This window comes from Rhizobium sp. AN5 (assembly GCF_900215255.1).
Taxonomy (GTDB): Bacteria; Pseudomonadota; Alphaproteobacteria; order Rhizobiales; family Rhizobiaceae; genus Agrobacterium; species Agrobacterium tumefaciens.
On sequence record NZ_OCMJ01000004.1, the window covers coordinates 843,574 to 859,500 of the forward strand.

A 15,927-nucleotide genomic window follows, 5' to 3' on the forward strand; every position below is an offset into this window, starting at 1 on the left:
GGACATCTCCCCCACAAGGGGGGAGATCGAATTGTGGCTTGCGCTCGACAACCTCAACGTTGCGGCTATTAGCGATGTGGGATCGCCCTGCTGATCTCCCTCCTTGTGGGGGAGATGCCCGGCAGGGCAGAGGGGGTAACCTCTCCGCACACTCCACGCCACCGCCAAAAAACGAAAAACCCCGGATGTCGCCATCCGGGGTTTTCCTTATGACCACAAGGCCAAAATCTTATTCGTCGTCGTCGTTGCCGTCAGCTTCCGGATCGAAGAAGTCTTCCGGACGCAGGGCGTCTTCGTCAACGCCGTAGATGGCGTCGGCGGAGGTGAGGCTTTCGCCCTTGGACTGACGCTCGGCTTCTTCGGCAGAACGGGCAACGTTCAGCTCGACCTGAAGCTCGACTTCGGCGTGCAGGTGCAGGGTAACGTTGTGCAGGCCGATAGTCTTGATCGGCGTGTTCAGTTCAACCTGGTTGCGGCCGATGTTGAAGCCTTCGGCGCCGAGGATTTCAACGACGTCGCGAGCAGCAACAGAACCGTAAAGCTGACCGGTTTCGCCAGCCGAGCGAACGACGATGAAGGACTTGCCTTCGAGTGCTTCGGCAACCTTCTGGGCTTCCGACTTGCGCTCGAGGTTACGGGCTTCAAGCGTTGCACGCTCGGTTTCGAAACGGGTCTTGTTGGCGGCGTTGGCGCGCAGCGCCTTGCCCTGCGGCAGCAGGAAGTTACGTGCGTAACCGTCGCGAACCTTTACGGTTTCGCCCATCTGGCCGAGCTTGTTGATGCGTTCGAGAAGAATAACGTCCATCTTCTTGATCCTTTCTATGTGTTGGTTTCGTTCGTATTGTCAGTTTTCCGCGTCGGGGTGAGGGAGATCGTGCTGCGCACGTCGCTCAATCCCAACACGAGAATGATAAGCAGCGGGAAGACAAAGACCGCCGAGAGATAAGCGAGGATGAGAACCGGCAGACGCCAGTCCTTTCCACGCGCGCGTTTGTGCAGCGAGGCGTAACCCGCCATCAGGAAGCCCGCGCCGAAGGTGCCGCAGACGACTGCGCCGACCATGGCGGCAACGCCCCCGAAGAACATGGCGACGATGCCGCAGAGAAAAACGAAGATGGCGTTGCGGTGCATGCGCAGTGCGGAAGGAATGTCCTCGCGCGGGCGAAGACCCTTGCCGAAGGAACCGACCAGCCGGGCCGCGAAATAATAGGCCGCAAACAAAAGGATGACCCACAGGCCGCCCTGAACGATCGGCAGCATCAGAACCAGCAGCGACTTCGTCTGCGCCAGTGCCTCGACATTGGGTTCGAACAGCGGTTCGCGGCTCTGCACGGAGGTCATCATCAGATCGACCATGCGCGCGACGAGATCGGGACCGTAACCGATCATCCAGCCGAGAATGACGACGGCGACCGAAACCAGAAGGCAGAGATGCAGGACGATGCCGGACAGCGGATACCAGGCAAGCAGGTCATCCGGACCGCCGAGTTCCGAGGCCGGGCGCGCCAGATTGGCAAGATGCGAGAGCCAGCCCGCCGGGATCAGCGTGAAGATCGCGATGGTCAGCGAGAAAAGCGGCGATATGACGAGTGCGCCGATGATAGCCGTGGTGATAATCGCAACGACGGCTGCGCGGTTGCCCCAGCCCATGCCGGCGATGAAGATGGGCATGGCGGAACCGGCGTAAAGCAGGAAGGAAAAGGACGACTGTGCCGTTGCGCCAAGCGTTAGAAACGCGGCGCATATGCCGGCGAGAACGCCGGTGATCAGCACTGTCTGGTTCAACTTTTGCACTTCGCTGTCCTGCTGGAAACTTGAGCAGTTAGAGGACCGGTCCAATCAGGATCGTCGTCCCCAACATGGGATTTATGGTATCGATCCGCGCCCAACGCGGAAGGATTTGAACTCGCAACCTACTGATTAAAAGTCAGTTGCATCGTGGAAGACGAGGCCGCGCCAAAGCGCGGCCTCGTTTCAAATCATTACGCTACGACGTAAGGCAACAGGCCGAGGAAACGGGCGCGCTTGATCGCCTGGGCGAGTTCGCGCTGCTTCTTCTGGGAAACGGCCGTGATGCGGGAAGGAACGATCTTGCCGCGCTCGGAAATGTAGCGCTGCAGGAGACGAACGTCCTTGTAGTCGATCTTCGGAGCGTTTGCGCCGGAGAAGGGGCACGTCTTGCGACGGCGGTGGAACGGGCGGCGTGCCTGGGAAGAGGATGTATCAGCCATTGGTCAATTCTCCTTATGCACGGTCTTCGCGCGGACGGCGCGGACGGTCTTCGCGGTCGCCGAAGCCACCTTCGCGCGGTGCGCGGGGACCACGATCTTCACGCGGGCCACGATCCGGACGGTCGCCATCGCGGCGCGGACGGTCGTCACGGTCGCGCTTCTGCATCATCGCGGACGGGCCTTCTTCGTGGGCTTCGACGGCGATGGTCATGTAACGAAGAACGTCTTCGTTGATGCGCATCTGGCGCTCGATTTCGTGGATCGCAGGCGCCGGAGCGTCGATGTCCATGAGAGCGTAGTGAGCCTTGCGGTTCTTCTTGATGCGATAGGTGAGGGACTTCAGACCCCAGTTCTCGACGCGTCCGACTTTACCGCCGAACGATTCGATAACGCCCTTGTACTGCTCGACAAGTGCGTCGACCTGCTGGGCAGAAATATCCTGCCGGGCAAGGAAGATGTGTTCGTAAAGAGCCATTTAAGCTTTGCCTTTCTTGCGTTTCGTCCTTCACCCGGCAACGGCGCTAAGCCTCAACGACTGCTCCTGGTTAGGCTGCGAAGCCTTAAAGCAAGAAAAGCGTTGTTCGAGACGGTCGAGAGCGGAGACACGGGAGGCCGGAAAAACCTTATGGTTCCTGCTGTTTCGTTACCGAAACCAGCCCTCCGTTCAGCCACCAGCCAATTGGACCGGGTGTTGTGAACAGCGCGCTTATACGGATTTTTCACATTTTGGCAATGGTTTTGTCAGTGAAGCGCGTTTTTCTTCAAAACGACGAACCATTTGTGCGTGGTATCGCCGATATGACCGCTTTCAGTGAGCGGGATCGTCTTTTTCGTCACCGAGTCTAGAACGTTGAAGCCGATGACGTCGATCTCTCCGGGTCGTCTTGCGACGACAATGTCAGTATGCGACCTATAGGTCCCGACTTTATCATAGTAGCCCTGCGCTTGCTGAAAGCTCACTTTTTCATAGGTATAGCCGATGATATCGCCAACATCCGGAGTCGCGCCAGGCTCTTTGAGGCGGTAGCCGTGGTAGAGGGCGCTTGTCGAGTTTTGCTGGCGCGCCTTTATAAAATGGCGAATCCAGACGGAATGCGCTTGCGCGAAGGGAAACTCTTTTTTGATGAATTTCGCGGCATGGAAGACATAGGAAATCCCGACGGCGGACCAGAAATACTCGTCGTTCATAATCTCGTCTTCAGTCGGCGTTCCGCCGCCTACAGCATTGTAGTTCTTGATGACGTGTTTTGCGAATAGGGGATCGTCATCTTTGTGACGGATGTTCTTAGCGCCAGTAGAAAGGTTCCATATGGAATTTCCCCAGTGGTTCCATTCCTGATTTGCGATGCTGAGAATATCTGCGACTGTCTTCGCCATCGGATTCTCCAAATTATAATATAATTATTACTGTCGTAAAATATATATAAAATTCTGCATGTTCGATCGGTAATTCATCGACGCATATTATGGAGATGCGTCGATGAATACGATAATACAGAGTTTAACAAGTATTGAAAGACAGTTTATTTGGATTTCCGGTTTGACGATAGTTCAGATCGGCATCGGATACTGCCGATGGATCGCGGCGATGCCTTTCAGGACGTCGTCGGACAAGGTGACGTCGGCTGCTGCGATATCCACCTTCAACTGCTCCATGGTCGTTGCGCCGATGATGGCAGAGGCCATGAAGGGGCGTGTCAGGCAGAACGCGATGGCGAGCTGGGCCGGATCGAGGCCGTGTTGTGCGGCAAGCTCCAGATAGGCCTTGACCGGCGCTTCCTGATGCGGCTGCAGGCGACCGCCGAGGTCCTTGTTGATGGTGCCGCGCGAGCCCGCAGGCCGTGCGCCGTTCTGATACTTGCCGGTGAGCAGCCCCGCCGCCAGCGGCGAGTAGGCCAGCAGGCCGACATCTTCGTGATGGGCGACTTCCGCCATGTCGAGATCGAAGCTGCGATAGAGCAGGTTATATTCGTTCTGGATGGTTGCGACGCGCGGCAGGCCACGGGCCTCGGCAATATCGATATATTTCTGCGTGCCCCAGGCGCTTTCGTTGGAAAGGCCGATAGCGCGGATCTTGCCGGCCTTTACCAGCTCGCCGAGCGTGTCGAGCTTTTCGGTGATCTCGGCAAGCGTGCGCTCCTTTTCCTGACCGGAAGCATCAAAGCTCCAGGCGCCGCGGAAGTGATAGGTGCCGCGGTTCGGCCAGTGGATCTGATAGAGGTCGATGTAATCCGTCTTCAGGCGCGTGAGGCTGGTATCTACCGCCTCGCGGATGGCGCTCGCATCGATATCGCGCCCGCCGCGAATATAGTCACGCCCGGAACCGGCGACCTTGGTGGCGAGCACGACCTGGTCACGCTTGCCGGTCTTTTCGAACCATGTGCCGATATAGTCTTCCGTCCGTCCCTGCGTTTCGGCGGAAACGGGGGTGGTGGGGTAAAGCTCGGCCGTATCGAAGAAATTGACGCCGTTCTCCAGCGCGTAATCCATCTGCGCATGCGCTTCGGCTTCAGTGTTCTGCGTGCCCCACGTCATTGTGCCAAGGCAAATTTCGGACACGGAAATGCCCGTGCGGCCCAATAGTCTCTTTTTCATGGAAATGTCCCGGTGCTTGGCCAGATATTTTGAAAGGTGGCATGAAAGTAATCGGGAATTGCCGCAGTGCAAGAAAAAATATGATGAAAAGAAAGGGGAAAATAGATCGGCAAAACCGCGTCGATGGGGTGCCGAAGGGCTTCAAGCCTTGACTCCGCAGGCCGGAATGTGAATGGAAGTCGAAAAGAATAAAGGCAAGGCCAGACAAGAAGGACCACATCCCATGGGTATTGCATTCACATTTCCCGGTCAGGGAAGCCAGGCCGTCGGCATGGGCAAGGAACTCGCCGACACCTATCCGGAAGCACGGGCTGTGTTCCAGGAGGTCGATGACGCGCTCGGCCAGAAGCTCTCCGACATCATGTGGAATGGCCCGGAAGAAACGCTGACGCTGACGGCCAACGCTCAGCCGGCGCTCATGGCGGTGTCCATGGCAGTCATGCGGGTTCTGGAAGCGCGCGGTCTGAAGCTCTCCGATGCCGTTTCTTATGTCGCTGGCCATTCGCTCGGTGAATATTCGGCGCTCTGTGCTGCCGGCACCTTCTCGATTGCCGATACCGCACGGCTTCTCCGCATTCGCGGCAACGCCATGCAGGCTGCCGTGCCGGTGGGCGAGGGCGCGATGGCCGCGATCATCGGGCTGGAGCACGATGCTGTTTCGGCAATCTGTGAAGAGGCTTCCATTCTCGGCGTCTGCCAGATCGCCAACGACAATGGCGGCGGCCAGCTGGTCATCTCCGGCGGCAAGGCGGCTGTCGAGAAGGCGGCTGCGATCGCTTCCGAAAAGGGCGCCAAGCGCGCCATCATGCTGCCGGTTTCCGCGCCCTTCCACTCCGCGCTGATGGCGCCGGCGGCGGAAGCCATGCGCGAGGCGCTGGCGGCTGTCGAAAAGAATAACCCTGTCGTGCCTATTATCGCCAATGTGCGTGCCGCCCCCGTTTCCGACGCCAATGAGATCGCCGCTTTGCTGGTCGAGCAGGTGACGGGCCAGGTGCGCTGGCGCGAGACGGTGGAATGGTTCGCTGCCAACAATGTGACACAGCTTTACGAGATCGGCTCCGGCAAGGTGCTGACCGGTCTTGCCCGTCGCATCGACAAGACGGTGAACGGCGTTGCCGTCAACGGCGCTGCCGACATCGACCAGCTTCTCGCCACTCTTATCGGCTGAGACGGGTTTCGCCCCGCATCGGCTTTTTGTTTTACGGTAATTCCCGATGCAATTCCGCTAAAAGGCTTTTTGCGGAATTGGTCTAAAGAAGGAACGGAACATGTTTGATCTGACAGGCCGCAAGGCTCTCGTAACCGGCGCGACCGGCGGCATTGGCGAGGAAATCGCCCGCCTTCTGCACAGCCAGGGCGCAACCGTCGGCCTGCACGGCACGCGCGTTGAAAAGCTCGAAGCGCTGGCGGCGGAACTTGGCGACCGCGTCAAGATTTTCCCGGCCAACCTTGCCGATCGTGCCGAGGTCAAGGCGCTGGGCGAAAAGGCAGAGGCCGAGCTGGAAGGCGTCGACATTCTCGTCAACAATGCCGGCATCACCAAGGACGGCCTGTTCGTGCGCATGAGCGACGAAGACTGGGACAACGTCATCGAGGTGAACCTGACCGCGATGTTCCGCCTGACGCGTGAACTGACGCATCCGATGATGCGCCGCCGTTTCGGCCGCATCATCAACATCACCTCCATCGTCGGCGTCACCGGCAATCCCGGTCAGGCGAACTACTGCGCCTCCAAGGCCGGCATGATCGGTTTTTCGAAGTCGCTGGCACAGGAAATCGCCACCCGCAACGTCACCGTCAACTGCGTGGCACCTGGCTTCATCGAAAGCGCGATGACCGGCAAGCTGAACGACAAGCAGAAAGACGCCATCATGGGTGCCATTCCCATGAAGCGCATGGGAACGGGCGCCGAAGTCGCTTCGGCCGTACTTTATCTGGCTTCCAATGAAGCTGCCTACATGACCGGCCAGACCTTGCACGTCAATGGCGGCATGGCGATGATCTGACGCCACCTGAAAGGCGTCTTGAAACGATTGCGGCGCTGTTTCTGCACCTTGTTTGGTGTCGGGCGCCGCAAGACCCTCCATGCCGGTTTCCGGCGAAATTGCCTGTCATACGTTGTGCTTAGCGCGTTTTCAGGCTTTTCGACCGGTTGAAACCGTGTTAATCGGGCCAAGACTGTGAACAGTCGTCCCGGAGAGACAGGAAGCCGTTGCGATTTTGCGCGACGATGTCTAGCTTGGACCGGGTTGAACGGGTTTGCCAGCAGTGCCGGATTTGAACGGCGCATGAGGGCTTCTAACAGGGCAGGGTGCCGTAAGGCATTCCCTTCAAAATAAAGGTCGAGGAAACCGACATGAGCGATATCGCAGAACGCGTAAAGAAAATTGTAATTGATCATCTGGGCGTCGACGCCGACAAAGTTGTTGAAGGCGCAAGCTTCATTGACGATCTGGGCGCTGATTCGCTCGATACCGTTGAACTGGTCATGGCTTTCGAAGAAGAATTCGGCGTCGAGATCCCCGACGACGCAGCTGACTCGATCCTGACTGTTGGCGACGCTGTCAAGTTCATCGAGAAGGCCCAGGCCTGATCGACCTGTATTGGGGAGGTGTAACAACCTCCCGTCTTGGCCCGGCTTGTCCGGGCCAATATTTTATCGTGAAACAGAACGCGCCCGAAAGACGTGCGTCCTGACGACTGCATAAGTTTCCGAACCGGCTCTGGCCTGCGGAAGATTATGCGGACATTCAAAATGGTGCAGCGCCTGTTCCCGCCATTCCATGGTGTGTGGCGTTGCAAAAAGACCGATGATTTGGATAAGGGCGGAGCGTTGGCGATGAGGCGTGTCGTTATCACCGGTACCGGCATGGTATCTCCTCTTGGATGCGGAACGGAAATCACCTGGGAACGGCTGCTTGCCGGCCAGAACGGTGCCCGTCTCGTGACTGAGTTCGAAGTCGAAGACTTGCCCGCAAAGATTGCCTGTCGCATTCCCGTCGGCGATGGCTCCAACGGCACGTTCAATGCCGATGACTGGATGGAACTCAAAGAGCAGCGCAAGATCGATCCGTTCATCCTTTACGGTGTGGCCGCCGCCGACATGGCGCTTGCGGATGCCGGCTGGCATCCCGAAACGGACGAGGACCAGATCGCTACGGGCGTTCTGATCGGCTCCGGCATTGGCGGTCTGGAAGGTATTGTCGAGGCGGGCTATACGCTGCGCGACAAGGGCCCCCGCCGCATTTCTCCATTTTTCATTCCCGGCCGTCTGATCAACCTGGTTTCCGGCCACGTTTCCATCCGTCACAAGCTGCGCGGTCCGAACCACGCCGTAGTGACGGCTTGCTCGACCGGTGCGCATGCCATCGGCGATGCTGCCCGGATGATCGCGTTCGGCGATGCCGAGGTCATGGTCGCAGGTGGTGCCGAATCGCCGGTCTGCCGCATCGCGCTTGCCGGCTTTGCCGCCTGCAAGGCGCTTTCCACCCAGCATAACGACGATCCGCAGAAGGCATCCCGTCCCTATGACCGCGACCGTGACGGTTTCGTCATGGGCGAAGGTGCCGGCATCGTCGTTCTGGAAGAGCTGGAACATGCCAAGGCGCGCGGCGCAAAGATTTATGCCGAAGTCGTCGGTTACGGCCTTTCCGGTGACGCCTACCACATCACTGCACCGTCTGAAGATGGCGATGGCGCGTACCGCTGCATGGCGATGGCGCTGAAGCGCGCCGGCCTGACGCCTGACGATATTGACTACATCAACGCCCACGGCACCTCCACCATGGCCGATACGATCGAGCTTGGCGCGGTCGAGCGGCTGGTTGGTGACGCGGCGTCGAAGATTTCCATGTCTTCCACAAAGTCGGCCACCGGCCATCTTCTCGGAGCAGCTGGCGCTATCGAGGCGATTTTCGCCACGCTTGCGATCCGCGACAACATCGTTCCGCCGACGCTGAACCTCGACAATCCCGACGTAGAGACGAAGATCGATCTGGTGCCGCACAAGGCGCGCAAGAGGCAGGTCAACGTCGCCTTGTCGAACTCCTTCGGGTTTGGCGGCACCAACGCCTCCCTCGTACTGCGTCGCTACGAAGCATAAATCACGACGAAAACCCGGCGCCGCAAACCGCCTAAAGCGGGTGCGGCTCCCTCCCGCCGGGTGCCTGAGAGCGCTCTTCTTTGAAGAACGCATTGCGGCTTGCGAAAGCCATTTCGATTTTCGCGCCGATATTGTAGTCGTTTACGGAAGACGGTTTGCCGGTTTCGGAATGATTTGCTGCTGCGGATGAATTTCCCGCCGCAGATGGCTTTCTTTGACCGGCTTTGCCGGAAACGACGATTCGTGAAGGAGGACAATGAGGTCTTCACGATGTCTCTATGTGGTGCAGGAAGGCATTCCGAACCTGTTTTTGCCGCATTACCTGCGCAAAAAGCGCTGACAACGCCGAACTGAAAAGGACCGACGGTGAGCGACACGAACCAGAACAGCCAGGGACCATACGGACGAGACGGCGCGGGTGAGGGCAATCGCGGCCCGATCATCCCGAAATCCCCGACCGAAGCGCTTCGGCCGGAAAAGGTGCCGGCTCCACCGAAGCGCTCCCGCAAGGCCCATGGCCAGCTGGTGATCTTCCTGAATTTTCTGATGACGCTTGCGGTTGCCGTCTGTGTGCTTGCTGTCGCAGCCTTCTATTACATGATCAATGCGTTCCAGGAGCCCGGTCCGCTTCAGACGAACACACATTTCACGGTGCGCAACGGCGCAGGCCTCATCGAGATCGCTAATAATCTCGAGCGCAATGACGTCGTATCCAATGCCCGTGTTTTCCGCCTGATGACGGGCAGCTACCTGCAAAAGGACCAGACGCTGAAGGCGGGCGAATACGAAATCAAGGCCGGCGCATCCATGAAGGATATCATGATGCTCTTGGAGTCCGGCAAATCGATCCTTTATTCCGTGTCGTTGCCGGAAGGTCTGACCGTCAAGCAAATGTTCGCGCGGCTTGCCGCCGACGAGGTGCTGGATGGCGAATTGCCCGCCACCCTGCCGCCGGAAGGCAGCCTTCGCCCCGATACCTATCGCTTTACCCGTGGTACGAAGCGTGAGGAAATCATCAACCAGATGAGTGCGGCGCAGGAGAAGCTGATCGACATGATCTGGGAACGTCGTGACCCCGACCTGCCAATCAAGACGGTCGAGGAATTCGTGACGCTCGCCTCGATCGTGGAGAAGGAAACCGGCAAGGACGACGAGCGCGCCCATGTCGCTTCGGTGTTCTACAACCGGCTGAAGAAGGGCATGCGCCTGCAATCCGACCCGACGATCATCTACGGTCTCTTTGGCGGCGACGGCAAACCCTCCGACCGTCCGATCTACCAGTCGGACCTGCAAAAGCAGACGCCGTTCAACACCTATGTCATCAAGGGCCTGCCGCCGTCTCCCATCGCCAATCCGGGCCGGGCCGCACTCGAGGCGGTTGCTAACCCGTGGCGCACCGATGACATCTACTTTGTTGCCGATGGCACCGGCGGCCATGTGTTTGCGAAGACGCTGGACGAACATAACGCCAATGTGCGCCGCTGGCGCAAGATCGAGGCCGAAAAAGCGGCTTCCGGCGCCAATCCCGATGTTGTCGTGGATGGTCAGCCCGGCGGCACCGAGGCGGAAAAACCGGCCAATAACTGATAGTTCTGACCGGGCCTTGTCATTGCAAGGCCCGGTTTTTTGCACGGCATGATGGGGGCTTTCTGAATATGACATTGCAATCGATGACCGGGTTCGCGCGCAGCGAAGGAACCTCCGGCCGTTACCGCTGGGCGTGGGAATTGCGCTCGGTGAACGGCAAGGGGCTCGACGTGCGCCTGCGCCTGCCAAACGGTCTGGAAGCGCTGGAAACGGGCCTGCGGGAAATCGCGGCACAGCATCTTTCCCGCGGCAATGTTCAGGCGGGATTGACGCTGGCGATTGCGGAAAACCGGCTGGAGGCAGTGATCAACCGCGATGCTCTTGCTGCAGTTCTCGCTCTCAAGAAAGAACTGGGTGACGTCGTCGACGACAAGCCGCTGAGCTTCGATACGCTGCTGTCGCTGCGCGGGCTCGTCGATTTTCGCGAGGCGGAAGATGATGCCGAGGCGCAGGCCGCGCGCAACACTGACGTGCTTGCGGGCTTTGCCGCCGCCGTCGAGAAGCTGAAGGACATGCGCGAGCGGGAAGGGGCTTCCCTGTTTGCCATCCTGTCCGGGCAGATCGACAGGATCGAGCAACTCGTGAACCTCATCGAAAACGATCCTTCCCGCCAGCCGGAACAGATCGCGGCAAGGCTTGCCCAGCAGATTGCCCTTATTGGCGATGGCATGCACGGGCTCGATCGCGACCGCCTGCACGCCGAGGCCGCACTGATCGCTACCAAGGCGGATCTGCGCGAAGAGGTCGACCGGCTACACGCACATGTCCAGGCATCGCGCGAACTTTTGGCTCATGGCGGGCCGGTTGGCCGCAAGCTCGATTTTCTTGCACAGGAATTTAACCGCGAGTCGAATACAATCTGTTCCAAATCGAACGCCAGTGCGGTAACCGCAGCAGGCATAGAGCTGAAAGTGGTTATCGACCAGTTCCGCGAGCAGGTCCAAAATCTGGAGTAGACCCATGGTTCCGGTGAACAATTCCCCTGTTACGATTGCCCGCAGAGGGCTGATGCTGGTGATTTCATCGCCATCGGGCGCTGGTAAATCCACGATTGCGCGCAACCTGCTCGACAAGGACAAGAACATCAGCCTGTCCGTCAGCGTGACGACGCGCCCGCGCCGCCAGAGCGAGATTGAAGGCATCCACTACCACTTCATCTCCAAGCGCGACTTCGAGCGCCTGCGTGACAGCGATGAGCTTCTGGAATGGGCAGAGGTTCACGGCAATTTCTACGGCACGCCGCGCGAGCCGGTGGAAGTGGCGATGGCGGCCGGACGCGACATGCTGTTCGACATCGACTGGCAGGGCGCCGAGCAGCTTCAGGACAAGATGAAGGCCGACGTCGTGTCGATCTTCATCCTGCCGCCAACCATGACCGAGCTGCAATCGCGCCTGCACCGCCGCGCCGAAGACACCGAAGCGGTGATCCAGACCCGGCTTCTCAATTCCCGCGCCGAGATCGAGCACTGGCGCGATTACGACTACGTCATCCTCAACGACGACCTGCAGGCGGCCTTCGAGGCCGTAGAAGCGATAGTCAAGGCCGAACGTGTGCGCCGCGACCGCCGCCATGGCATGTTCGATTTCGTGCGCGGACTGCTTGCGGAAGAACCGCAGCTCTGATTTGGCGGTTAAAGCGGCGTGTTATCTCTAACGCTGACGTAGCCATTGCCGGGACAGCCGCTCGTCTGCCGCGTCTGCTGCCCAGCCATGGCCTGTGTCGAGTGTCTCCAGTACCACATCCGCGCCCGCAGTCGAAAATTGATCGGCCAAATGGGGCGCATCATCGCGATGCCGCCGCTCATCATGTGCACCTGCCAGCAGGAGCGCAGGATATCCGGTGAGCTTCGGAAAATGCTCGTTATTGCGGGGGGATAGTGGCCGAAGCAGAATGGCACCCCTCGACAGATGACGATTCTGGCAGATCGTTTCAGCTGCGATGATCGCACCGTTTGAATATCCCACGAGAAAGGGTCTTTGCCCCGTCTGCTGAAATACGAATTCGATAAACCGGCAAAGCCCGCCGGCTTGATGTTTCAGGTCGTCGATATCGAGTTGTCTGTCGGGCTTTCTGCGAAAAAACGCAAAGCCATTTTCCCATGGCACAATGCCTCTCGGAGCATAGAGAATGCCGTTGGGAAAAACGGCACGGCCAAACGAAGCGAGATCTTCCTCCGTTCTTCCCGAACCGTGTAGCAACACGACCGCGCAATCAGGCGATCCGACGGGAATGGGGAGCTTGTAGTGAAAACCGGCACTCTCCACGCGCTTGTTCCCTAATTCTGTCACCCGCGTTAGAAGTGCCGAAACGTCGCCTTCAATTACAGGCAGTTCGCCAGCGTCACAAATTCCTCGACCGACAGCGTTTCCGCTCGCCGTGTCGCGTCAATGCCTGCCTTTTCCAGCAGAACTTCACCGCCAAGGCTTTTCACGCTCTGGCGCAGCATCTTGCGGCGTTGGCCGAAGGCAGCTTCCGTTACCTTTTCGAGCTTCGCGACATCGCAGGGCAGCGGCTTTTCCTTTGGCAGCAGATGCACGACCGTCGAGGTGACCTTAGGCGGTGGGCTGAAGGCCTGCGGCGGGACGTCGAAGGCCATTTCCGAAACCGTGCGCCAGCCGGCGAGAACGCCAAGGCGGCCGTAATGGTTGTCGCCTTCTTCCGCCACGATGCGCTGGCCGACTTCCTTCTGGAACATCAGCGTCATGGAGAGCCAGAAAGGCGGCCATTCTTTCGGCAGCAGCCAGTTGACCAGCAATTGCGTGCCGACATTGTAAGGCAGGTTTGCAATGATCCGCACCGGTTCGCCGGCGGGAACCAAAGCCTCGAAATCGGTCTTCAGCGCATCACCCTCGATGACCTCAAGACGTCCGGGATAATGTGCTTCGATCTCCGCAAGTGCCGGCAGGCAGCGGCTGTCCCGCTCAATGGCGATAACCTTTTTGGCACCGAGCGATAGAATGGCGCGGGTGAGGCCGCCAGGCCCGGGGCCAACCTCGATGACCGTCACGCCGTCAAGCGGCCCAGCGGTTCGGGCGATCTTCTGGGTGAGATTGAGATCGAACAGGAAGTTCTGCCCGAGCGATTTCTTAGCGTCGAGCCCATGGCGCTGAATGACATCGCGCAGCGGCGGCAATCCGTCTATGGCGGCCATTATGCGCCGACCCGGCTGCGAAGAGAAATCTCCGCCGCCATCTTCAGCGCTGCGACAAGGCTCGTCTCGCTGGCAATGCCTTGGCCGGCGATGCCGAAGGCGGTGCCGTGGTCGGGCGAGGTGCGGATGAAGGGCAGGCCGAGCGTGACATTGACGGAATCGTCAAAGCCAAGCGCCTTGGCCGGGATAAGGGCCTGATCGTGATACATGCAGACGGCGACATCATAGCGCCTGCGGGCGGCATCGTGGAACATCGTATCGGCGGGCAGGGGGCCGAAAGCGTCGATCCCGTCTTTCCGCAACCGTATGGTCGCAGGGTGAACCACATCGCGGTCCTCCGTGCCCAATGCCCCATCTTCACCCGCGTGTGGATTGAGACCGGCGACCGCCAGTCGTGGTGCCTCGATGCCGAATTTCTGCCGCAGATCGGCATCGATAATGCGGCAGGTGGTGACGATGAGGTCTTCCGTCAGCGCCGAAGGCACCTCTTTTACGGGGATATGGATCGTTACCGGCACGACGCGGACCTTGGGTCCGGCAATCATCATCACCGGCATCACCTGTTTGCCGGTCAGACGCAAAGCCAGATCGGCGAGAAATTCCGTGTGACCGGGAAAACCGAAGCCTGCTTCGTAAAGCACGGATTTCGCAATCGGATTGGTGACGACGGCGGAAGCCTTGCCCTCGACCGTCAAGGCAACGGCGAGCTCGATCGCCTTGATCGTCGCATGAGCGGCTCCGACATGCGGCTGGCCGGCCTGAACCTCGAAACCGACGGGAAGAGGAAGAACGGGAAAAGCACGGTCGAACACGCCGAGGGCATCCGCCGCTTCGCAGGTCTCGATATTGACCGGTATACCAAGCAGCGCCGCACGGCTCGCCACCACATCGGGATCGCCGATGAAGATGAAGGGCGCTACGCCGTTCTCCCGGCGCTTGGCCCAGGCGGCAATGGCGATATCAGGGCCGATACCGGCTGGATCTCCCTGTGTCAGGGCAAGCGGCAGGGATGCATGTGTCACGGAAAGGCCGGCTCTCGTATCAGGTGTTGACGATCTGCGCCTTCTTGCGCAGCTCATCCATATATTTCTTCTCGTTCGGGTTTTCGCCACCCTTGGCCTTCATCAGGTCTTCGGACTTGAACACCATTTCCGCTGCGTAATCGTCGGAAACCTGACGCTGCTTGCAGATTGCCAGATATTCGACACCCTTTTCGGTCACGCGTGTTCCTGTGGTGCCGCCTTCCTTGGTCTTTTCCACCAGAGGCTTCCACTCTTCCGGCAGTTCGGGCGCCAGAATCCGTCCGAGATCCTTGATCGCCACGTCCCGCATGGTGGCCGCGAAAGTCATGGCCTGGTCGCAGCCGGGATAACGCTTGCGCGAGGCTTCAGCCTCAGCCTTGCGCTTGCCGGTGATGGCATTGCGCTTCGATTCCGGAACGACAAAGATCACCTGTTGCAGGAAATATTCCGTCGTTACCGGCTTGTCGCCGCGTTCCCTAAGGCGGGTGACGAGGTCCTGGTTAGACATCTTGCCACGCGCACCATAACGGGCGTTCACAAGGCGCGGCCAGCTCATCTGCACGGCGATGAAGGATTTGAAATGGTCCGCACCGACACCGGCCTTGGCGAGGATCTGCGTCAGCTGTTGCGGGTTCATCTTGTTGTTTGCAGCAAAGCGCGCAAAAGCCGCATCGACTTCTTGGGTGCTGACGGACATTTTCACACGGCCGATTTCTTCGCGCTTCAGCGCCTCATCAACCAGTTGCTCACGCGCTTTTTCGGCGAGATTGCCGGATTGACGCTGCAACTTCAGAAAGGCGACACGCTTGGCAATATCGTCATTGGTGATGGGCGTCTTGTTGACGACGATCTTGACCGTGCTGTCGGCGAAGGCCTGGCTGGCAAAGGGCGCAACGGCCATGGGAACGGCGAATATCGCAAAGGCGAAAGCAGCGCCACGCAAAGCCGTCTTTCCGAAATTCATCATATCCTTCTCCCTTTCGTCGGGCGGGGTTCTGTTTCCCCGTCCCGCCAATCTGTTCTGTCTGCCAATGGGGAATATTCCTTACCCCGGCTTTTCAGATCTGCACCTGTGCATCCGCACCGCGAATTTGCCACGTATATATCATCGCGATCTGCAAGACGGCAATGTGTCGGTTTGTTGAAAGAAACCCGATGGTCCTATACCGGACGAACCCTGGCGCGTTGTTGCGGCAAAACCGTGACTTTTACTGGCTGGATGGCAAAAAGGCAGGCCA

The 15,927-nt window shown here is 58.9% G+C and carries 17 protein-coding genes; 7 read left to right on the forward strand and 10 right to left on the reverse strand.

Annotation, left to right across the window (positions count from 1 at the left end):
- Window positions 1-229: 229 nt before the first annotated feature.
- The 6 genes from rplI to CRP02_RS16590 all read right to left on the reverse strand — a co-directional run bounded on the left by rplI (window position 230) and on the right by CRP02_RS16590 (window position 4,826).
- Window positions 230-805, reverse strand: a complete 576-nt coding sequence (gene rplI, locus CRP02_RS16560; RefSeq protein ID WP_003512362.1) for a 50S ribosomal protein L9 — start codon at window positions 803-805, stop codon at window positions 230-232.
- A gap of 14 nt (window positions 806-819) precedes the next feature.
- Window positions 820-1,794, reverse strand: a complete 975-nt coding sequence (locus CRP02_RS16565; protein WP_025592960.1) for a hypothetical protein — start codon at window positions 1,792-1,794, stop codon at window positions 820-822.
- 188 nt (window positions 1,795-1,982) lie between these two features.
- Window positions 1,983-2,231: a 30S ribosomal protein S18 gene (gene rpsR, locus CRP02_RS16570; protein ID WP_003496832.1), complete on the reverse strand. Its 249-nt coding sequence runs from the start codon at window positions 2,229-2,231 to the stop codon at window positions 1,983-1,985.
- Between the two features lie 13 nt (window positions 2,232-2,244).
- Entirely contained in the window at window positions 2,245-2,706 is a 462-nt protein-coding gene (rpsF, locus tag CRP02_RS16575) for a 30S ribosomal protein S6 (protein WP_003512373.1), read from the reverse strand.
- A 266-nt stretch (window positions 2,707-2,972) separates the two neighbouring features.
- Window positions 2,973-3,608, reverse strand: coding sequence for a DUF2272 domain-containing protein (locus tag CRP02_RS16585; RefSeq protein WP_097171759.1), 636 nt, complete (start codon window positions 3,606-3,608; stop codon window positions 2,973-2,975).
- A gap of 174 nt (window positions 3,609-3,782) precedes the next feature.
- Window positions 3,783-4,826: an aldo/keto reductase gene (locus CRP02_RS16590; RefSeq protein WP_097171760.1), complete on the reverse strand. Its 1,044-nt coding sequence runs from the start codon at window positions 4,824-4,826 to the stop codon at window positions 3,783-3,785.
- Between the two features lie 223 nt (window positions 4,827-5,049).
- On the opposite strand from CRP02_RS16590, the gene fabD reads away from it, so the two are divergent.
- The 7 genes from fabD to gmk all read left to right on the forward strand — a co-directional run bounded on the left by fabD (window position 5,050) and on the right by gmk (window position 12,138).
- On the forward strand, window positions 5,050-5,994 hold the full coding sequence (fabD, locus tag CRP02_RS16595; RefSeq protein ID WP_097172815.1) for an ACP S-malonyltransferase: 945 nt from the start codon (window positions 5,050-5,052) through the stop codon (window positions 5,992-5,994).
- 100 nt (window positions 5,995-6,094) lie between these two features.
- A complete protein-coding gene (gene fabG, locus CRP02_RS16600) occupies window positions 6,095-6,832 on the forward strand; it encodes a 3-oxoacyl-[acyl-carrier-protein] reductase (protein ID WP_003512379.1) in 738 nt (245 codons plus the stop codon).
- 350 nt (window positions 6,833-7,182) lie between these two features.
- Window positions 7,183-7,419: an acyl carrier protein gene (locus tag CRP02_RS16605; protein ID WP_003502080.1), complete on the forward strand. Its 237-nt coding sequence runs from the start codon at window positions 7,183-7,185 to the stop codon at window positions 7,417-7,419.
- 246 nt (window positions 7,420-7,665) lie between these two features.
- Window positions 7,666-8,928 (forward strand): beta-ketoacyl-ACP synthase II, encoded by a 1,263-nt coding sequence (gene fabF, locus CRP02_RS16610; RefSeq protein WP_065661575.1) that lies wholly within the window; start codon window positions 7,666-7,668, stop codon window positions 8,926-8,928.
- A gap of 366 nt (window positions 8,929-9,294) precedes the next feature.
- Window positions 9,295-10,515: an endolytic transglycosylase MltG gene (mltG, locus tag CRP02_RS16620; protein WP_003512383.1), complete on the forward strand. Its 1,221-nt coding sequence runs from the start codon at window positions 9,295-9,297 to the stop codon at window positions 10,513-10,515.
- A 68-nt stretch (window positions 10,516-10,583) separates the two neighbouring features.
- Window positions 10,584-11,471 (forward strand): YicC/YloC family endoribonuclease, encoded by an 888-nt coding sequence (locus CRP02_RS16625; protein WP_097171761.1) that lies wholly within the window; start codon window positions 10,584-10,586, stop codon window positions 11,469-11,471.
- Window positions 11,472-11,475: 4 nt separating this feature from the next.
- Window positions 11,476-12,138: a guanylate kinase gene (gmk, locus tag CRP02_RS16630; protein ID WP_003512388.1), complete on the forward strand. Its 663-nt coding sequence runs from the start codon at window positions 11,476-11,478 to the stop codon at window positions 12,136-12,138.
- A 27-nt stretch (window positions 12,139-12,165) separates the two neighbouring features.
- Here gmk and CRP02_RS16635 read toward each other — a convergent pair whose 3' ends face one another.
- Genes CRP02_RS16635 through CRP02_RS16650 form a run of 4 tightly spaced genes read right to left on the reverse strand, consistent with a single transcriptional unit; the run spans window position 12,166 to window position 15,656 of the window.
- Window positions 12,166-12,780: an alpha/beta hydrolase gene (locus CRP02_RS16635; protein ID WP_097171762.1), complete on the reverse strand. Its 615-nt coding sequence runs from the start codon at window positions 12,778-12,780 to the stop codon at window positions 12,166-12,168.
- A 56-nt stretch (window positions 12,781-12,836) separates the two neighbouring features.
- On the reverse strand, window positions 12,837-13,667 hold the full coding sequence (rsmA, locus tag CRP02_RS16640; protein WP_013635841.1) for a 16S rRNA (adenine(1518)-N(6)/adenine(1519)-N(6))-dimethyltransferase RsmA: 831 nt from the start codon (window positions 13,665-13,667) through the stop codon (window positions 12,837-12,839).
- On the reverse strand, window positions 13,667-14,689 hold the full coding sequence (pdxA, locus tag CRP02_RS16645) for a 4-hydroxythreonine-4-phosphate dehydrogenase PdxA (RefSeq protein ID WP_097171763.1): 1,023 nt from the start codon (window positions 14,687-14,689) through the stop codon (window positions 13,667-13,669). Before pdxA ends, rsmA begins: the two co-directional genes overlap by 1 nt.
- 19 nt (window positions 14,690-14,708) lie before the next feature.
- On the reverse strand, window positions 14,709-15,656 hold the full coding sequence (locus CRP02_RS16650; protein WP_097102133.1) for a SurA N-terminal domain-containing protein: 948 nt from the start codon (window positions 15,654-15,656) through the stop codon (window positions 14,709-14,711).
- Between the last annotated feature and the right edge of the window lie 271 nt (window positions 15,657-15,927).

Bases quoted from the DNA above. Each gene is read 5' to 3' on its own strand.
- rpsF (WP_003512373.1), bottom strand. From the start codon at position 2,706: ATGGCTCTTTACGAACACATCTTCCTTGCCCGGCAGGATATTTCTGCC.
- CRP02_RS16650 (WP_097102133.1), bottom strand. From the start codon at position 15,656: ATGATGAATTTCGGAAAGACGGCTTTGCGTGGCGCTGCTTTCGCCTTT.
- CRP02_RS16625 (WP_097171761.1), top strand. From the start codon at position 10,584: ATGACATTGCAATCGATGACCGGGTTCGCGCGCAGCGAAGGAACCTCC.
- fabG (WP_003512379.1), top strand. From the start codon at position 6,095: ATGTTTGATCTGACAGGCCGCAAGGCTCTCGTAACCGGCGCGACCGGC.
- CRP02_RS16585 (WP_097171759.1), bottom strand. From the start codon at position 3,608: ATGGCGAAGACAGTCGCAGATATTCTCAGCATCGCAAATCAGGAATGG.
- CRP02_RS16590 (WP_097171760.1), bottom strand. From the start codon at position 4,826: ATGAAAAAGAGACTATTGGGCCGCACGGGCATTTCCGTGTCCGAAATT.
- gmk (WP_003512388.1), top strand. From the start codon at position 11,476: ATGGTTCCGGTGAACAATTCCCCTGTTACGATTGCCCGCAGAGGGCTG.
- fabD (WP_097172815.1), top strand. From the start codon at position 5,050: ATGGGTATTGCATTCACATTTCCCGGTCAGGGAAGCCAGGCCGTCGGC.
- CRP02_RS16605 (WP_003502080.1), top strand. From the start codon at position 7,183: ATGAGCGATATCGCAGAACGCGTAAAGAAAATTGTAATTGATCATCTG.
- rpsR (WP_003496832.1), bottom strand. From the start codon at position 2,231: ATGGCTGATACATCCTCTTCCCAGGCACGCCGCCCGTTCCACCGCCGT.
- rsmA (WP_013635841.1), bottom strand. From the start codon at position 13,667: ATGGCCGCCATAGACGGATTGCCGCCGCTGCGCGATGTCATTCAGCGC.
- fabF (WP_065661575.1), top strand. From the start codon at position 7,666: ATGAGGCGTGTCGTTATCACCGGTACCGGCATGGTATCTCCTCTTGGA.
- rplI (WP_003512362.1), bottom strand. From the start codon at position 805: ATGGACGTTATTCTTCTCGAACGCATCAACAAGCTCGGCCAGATGGGC.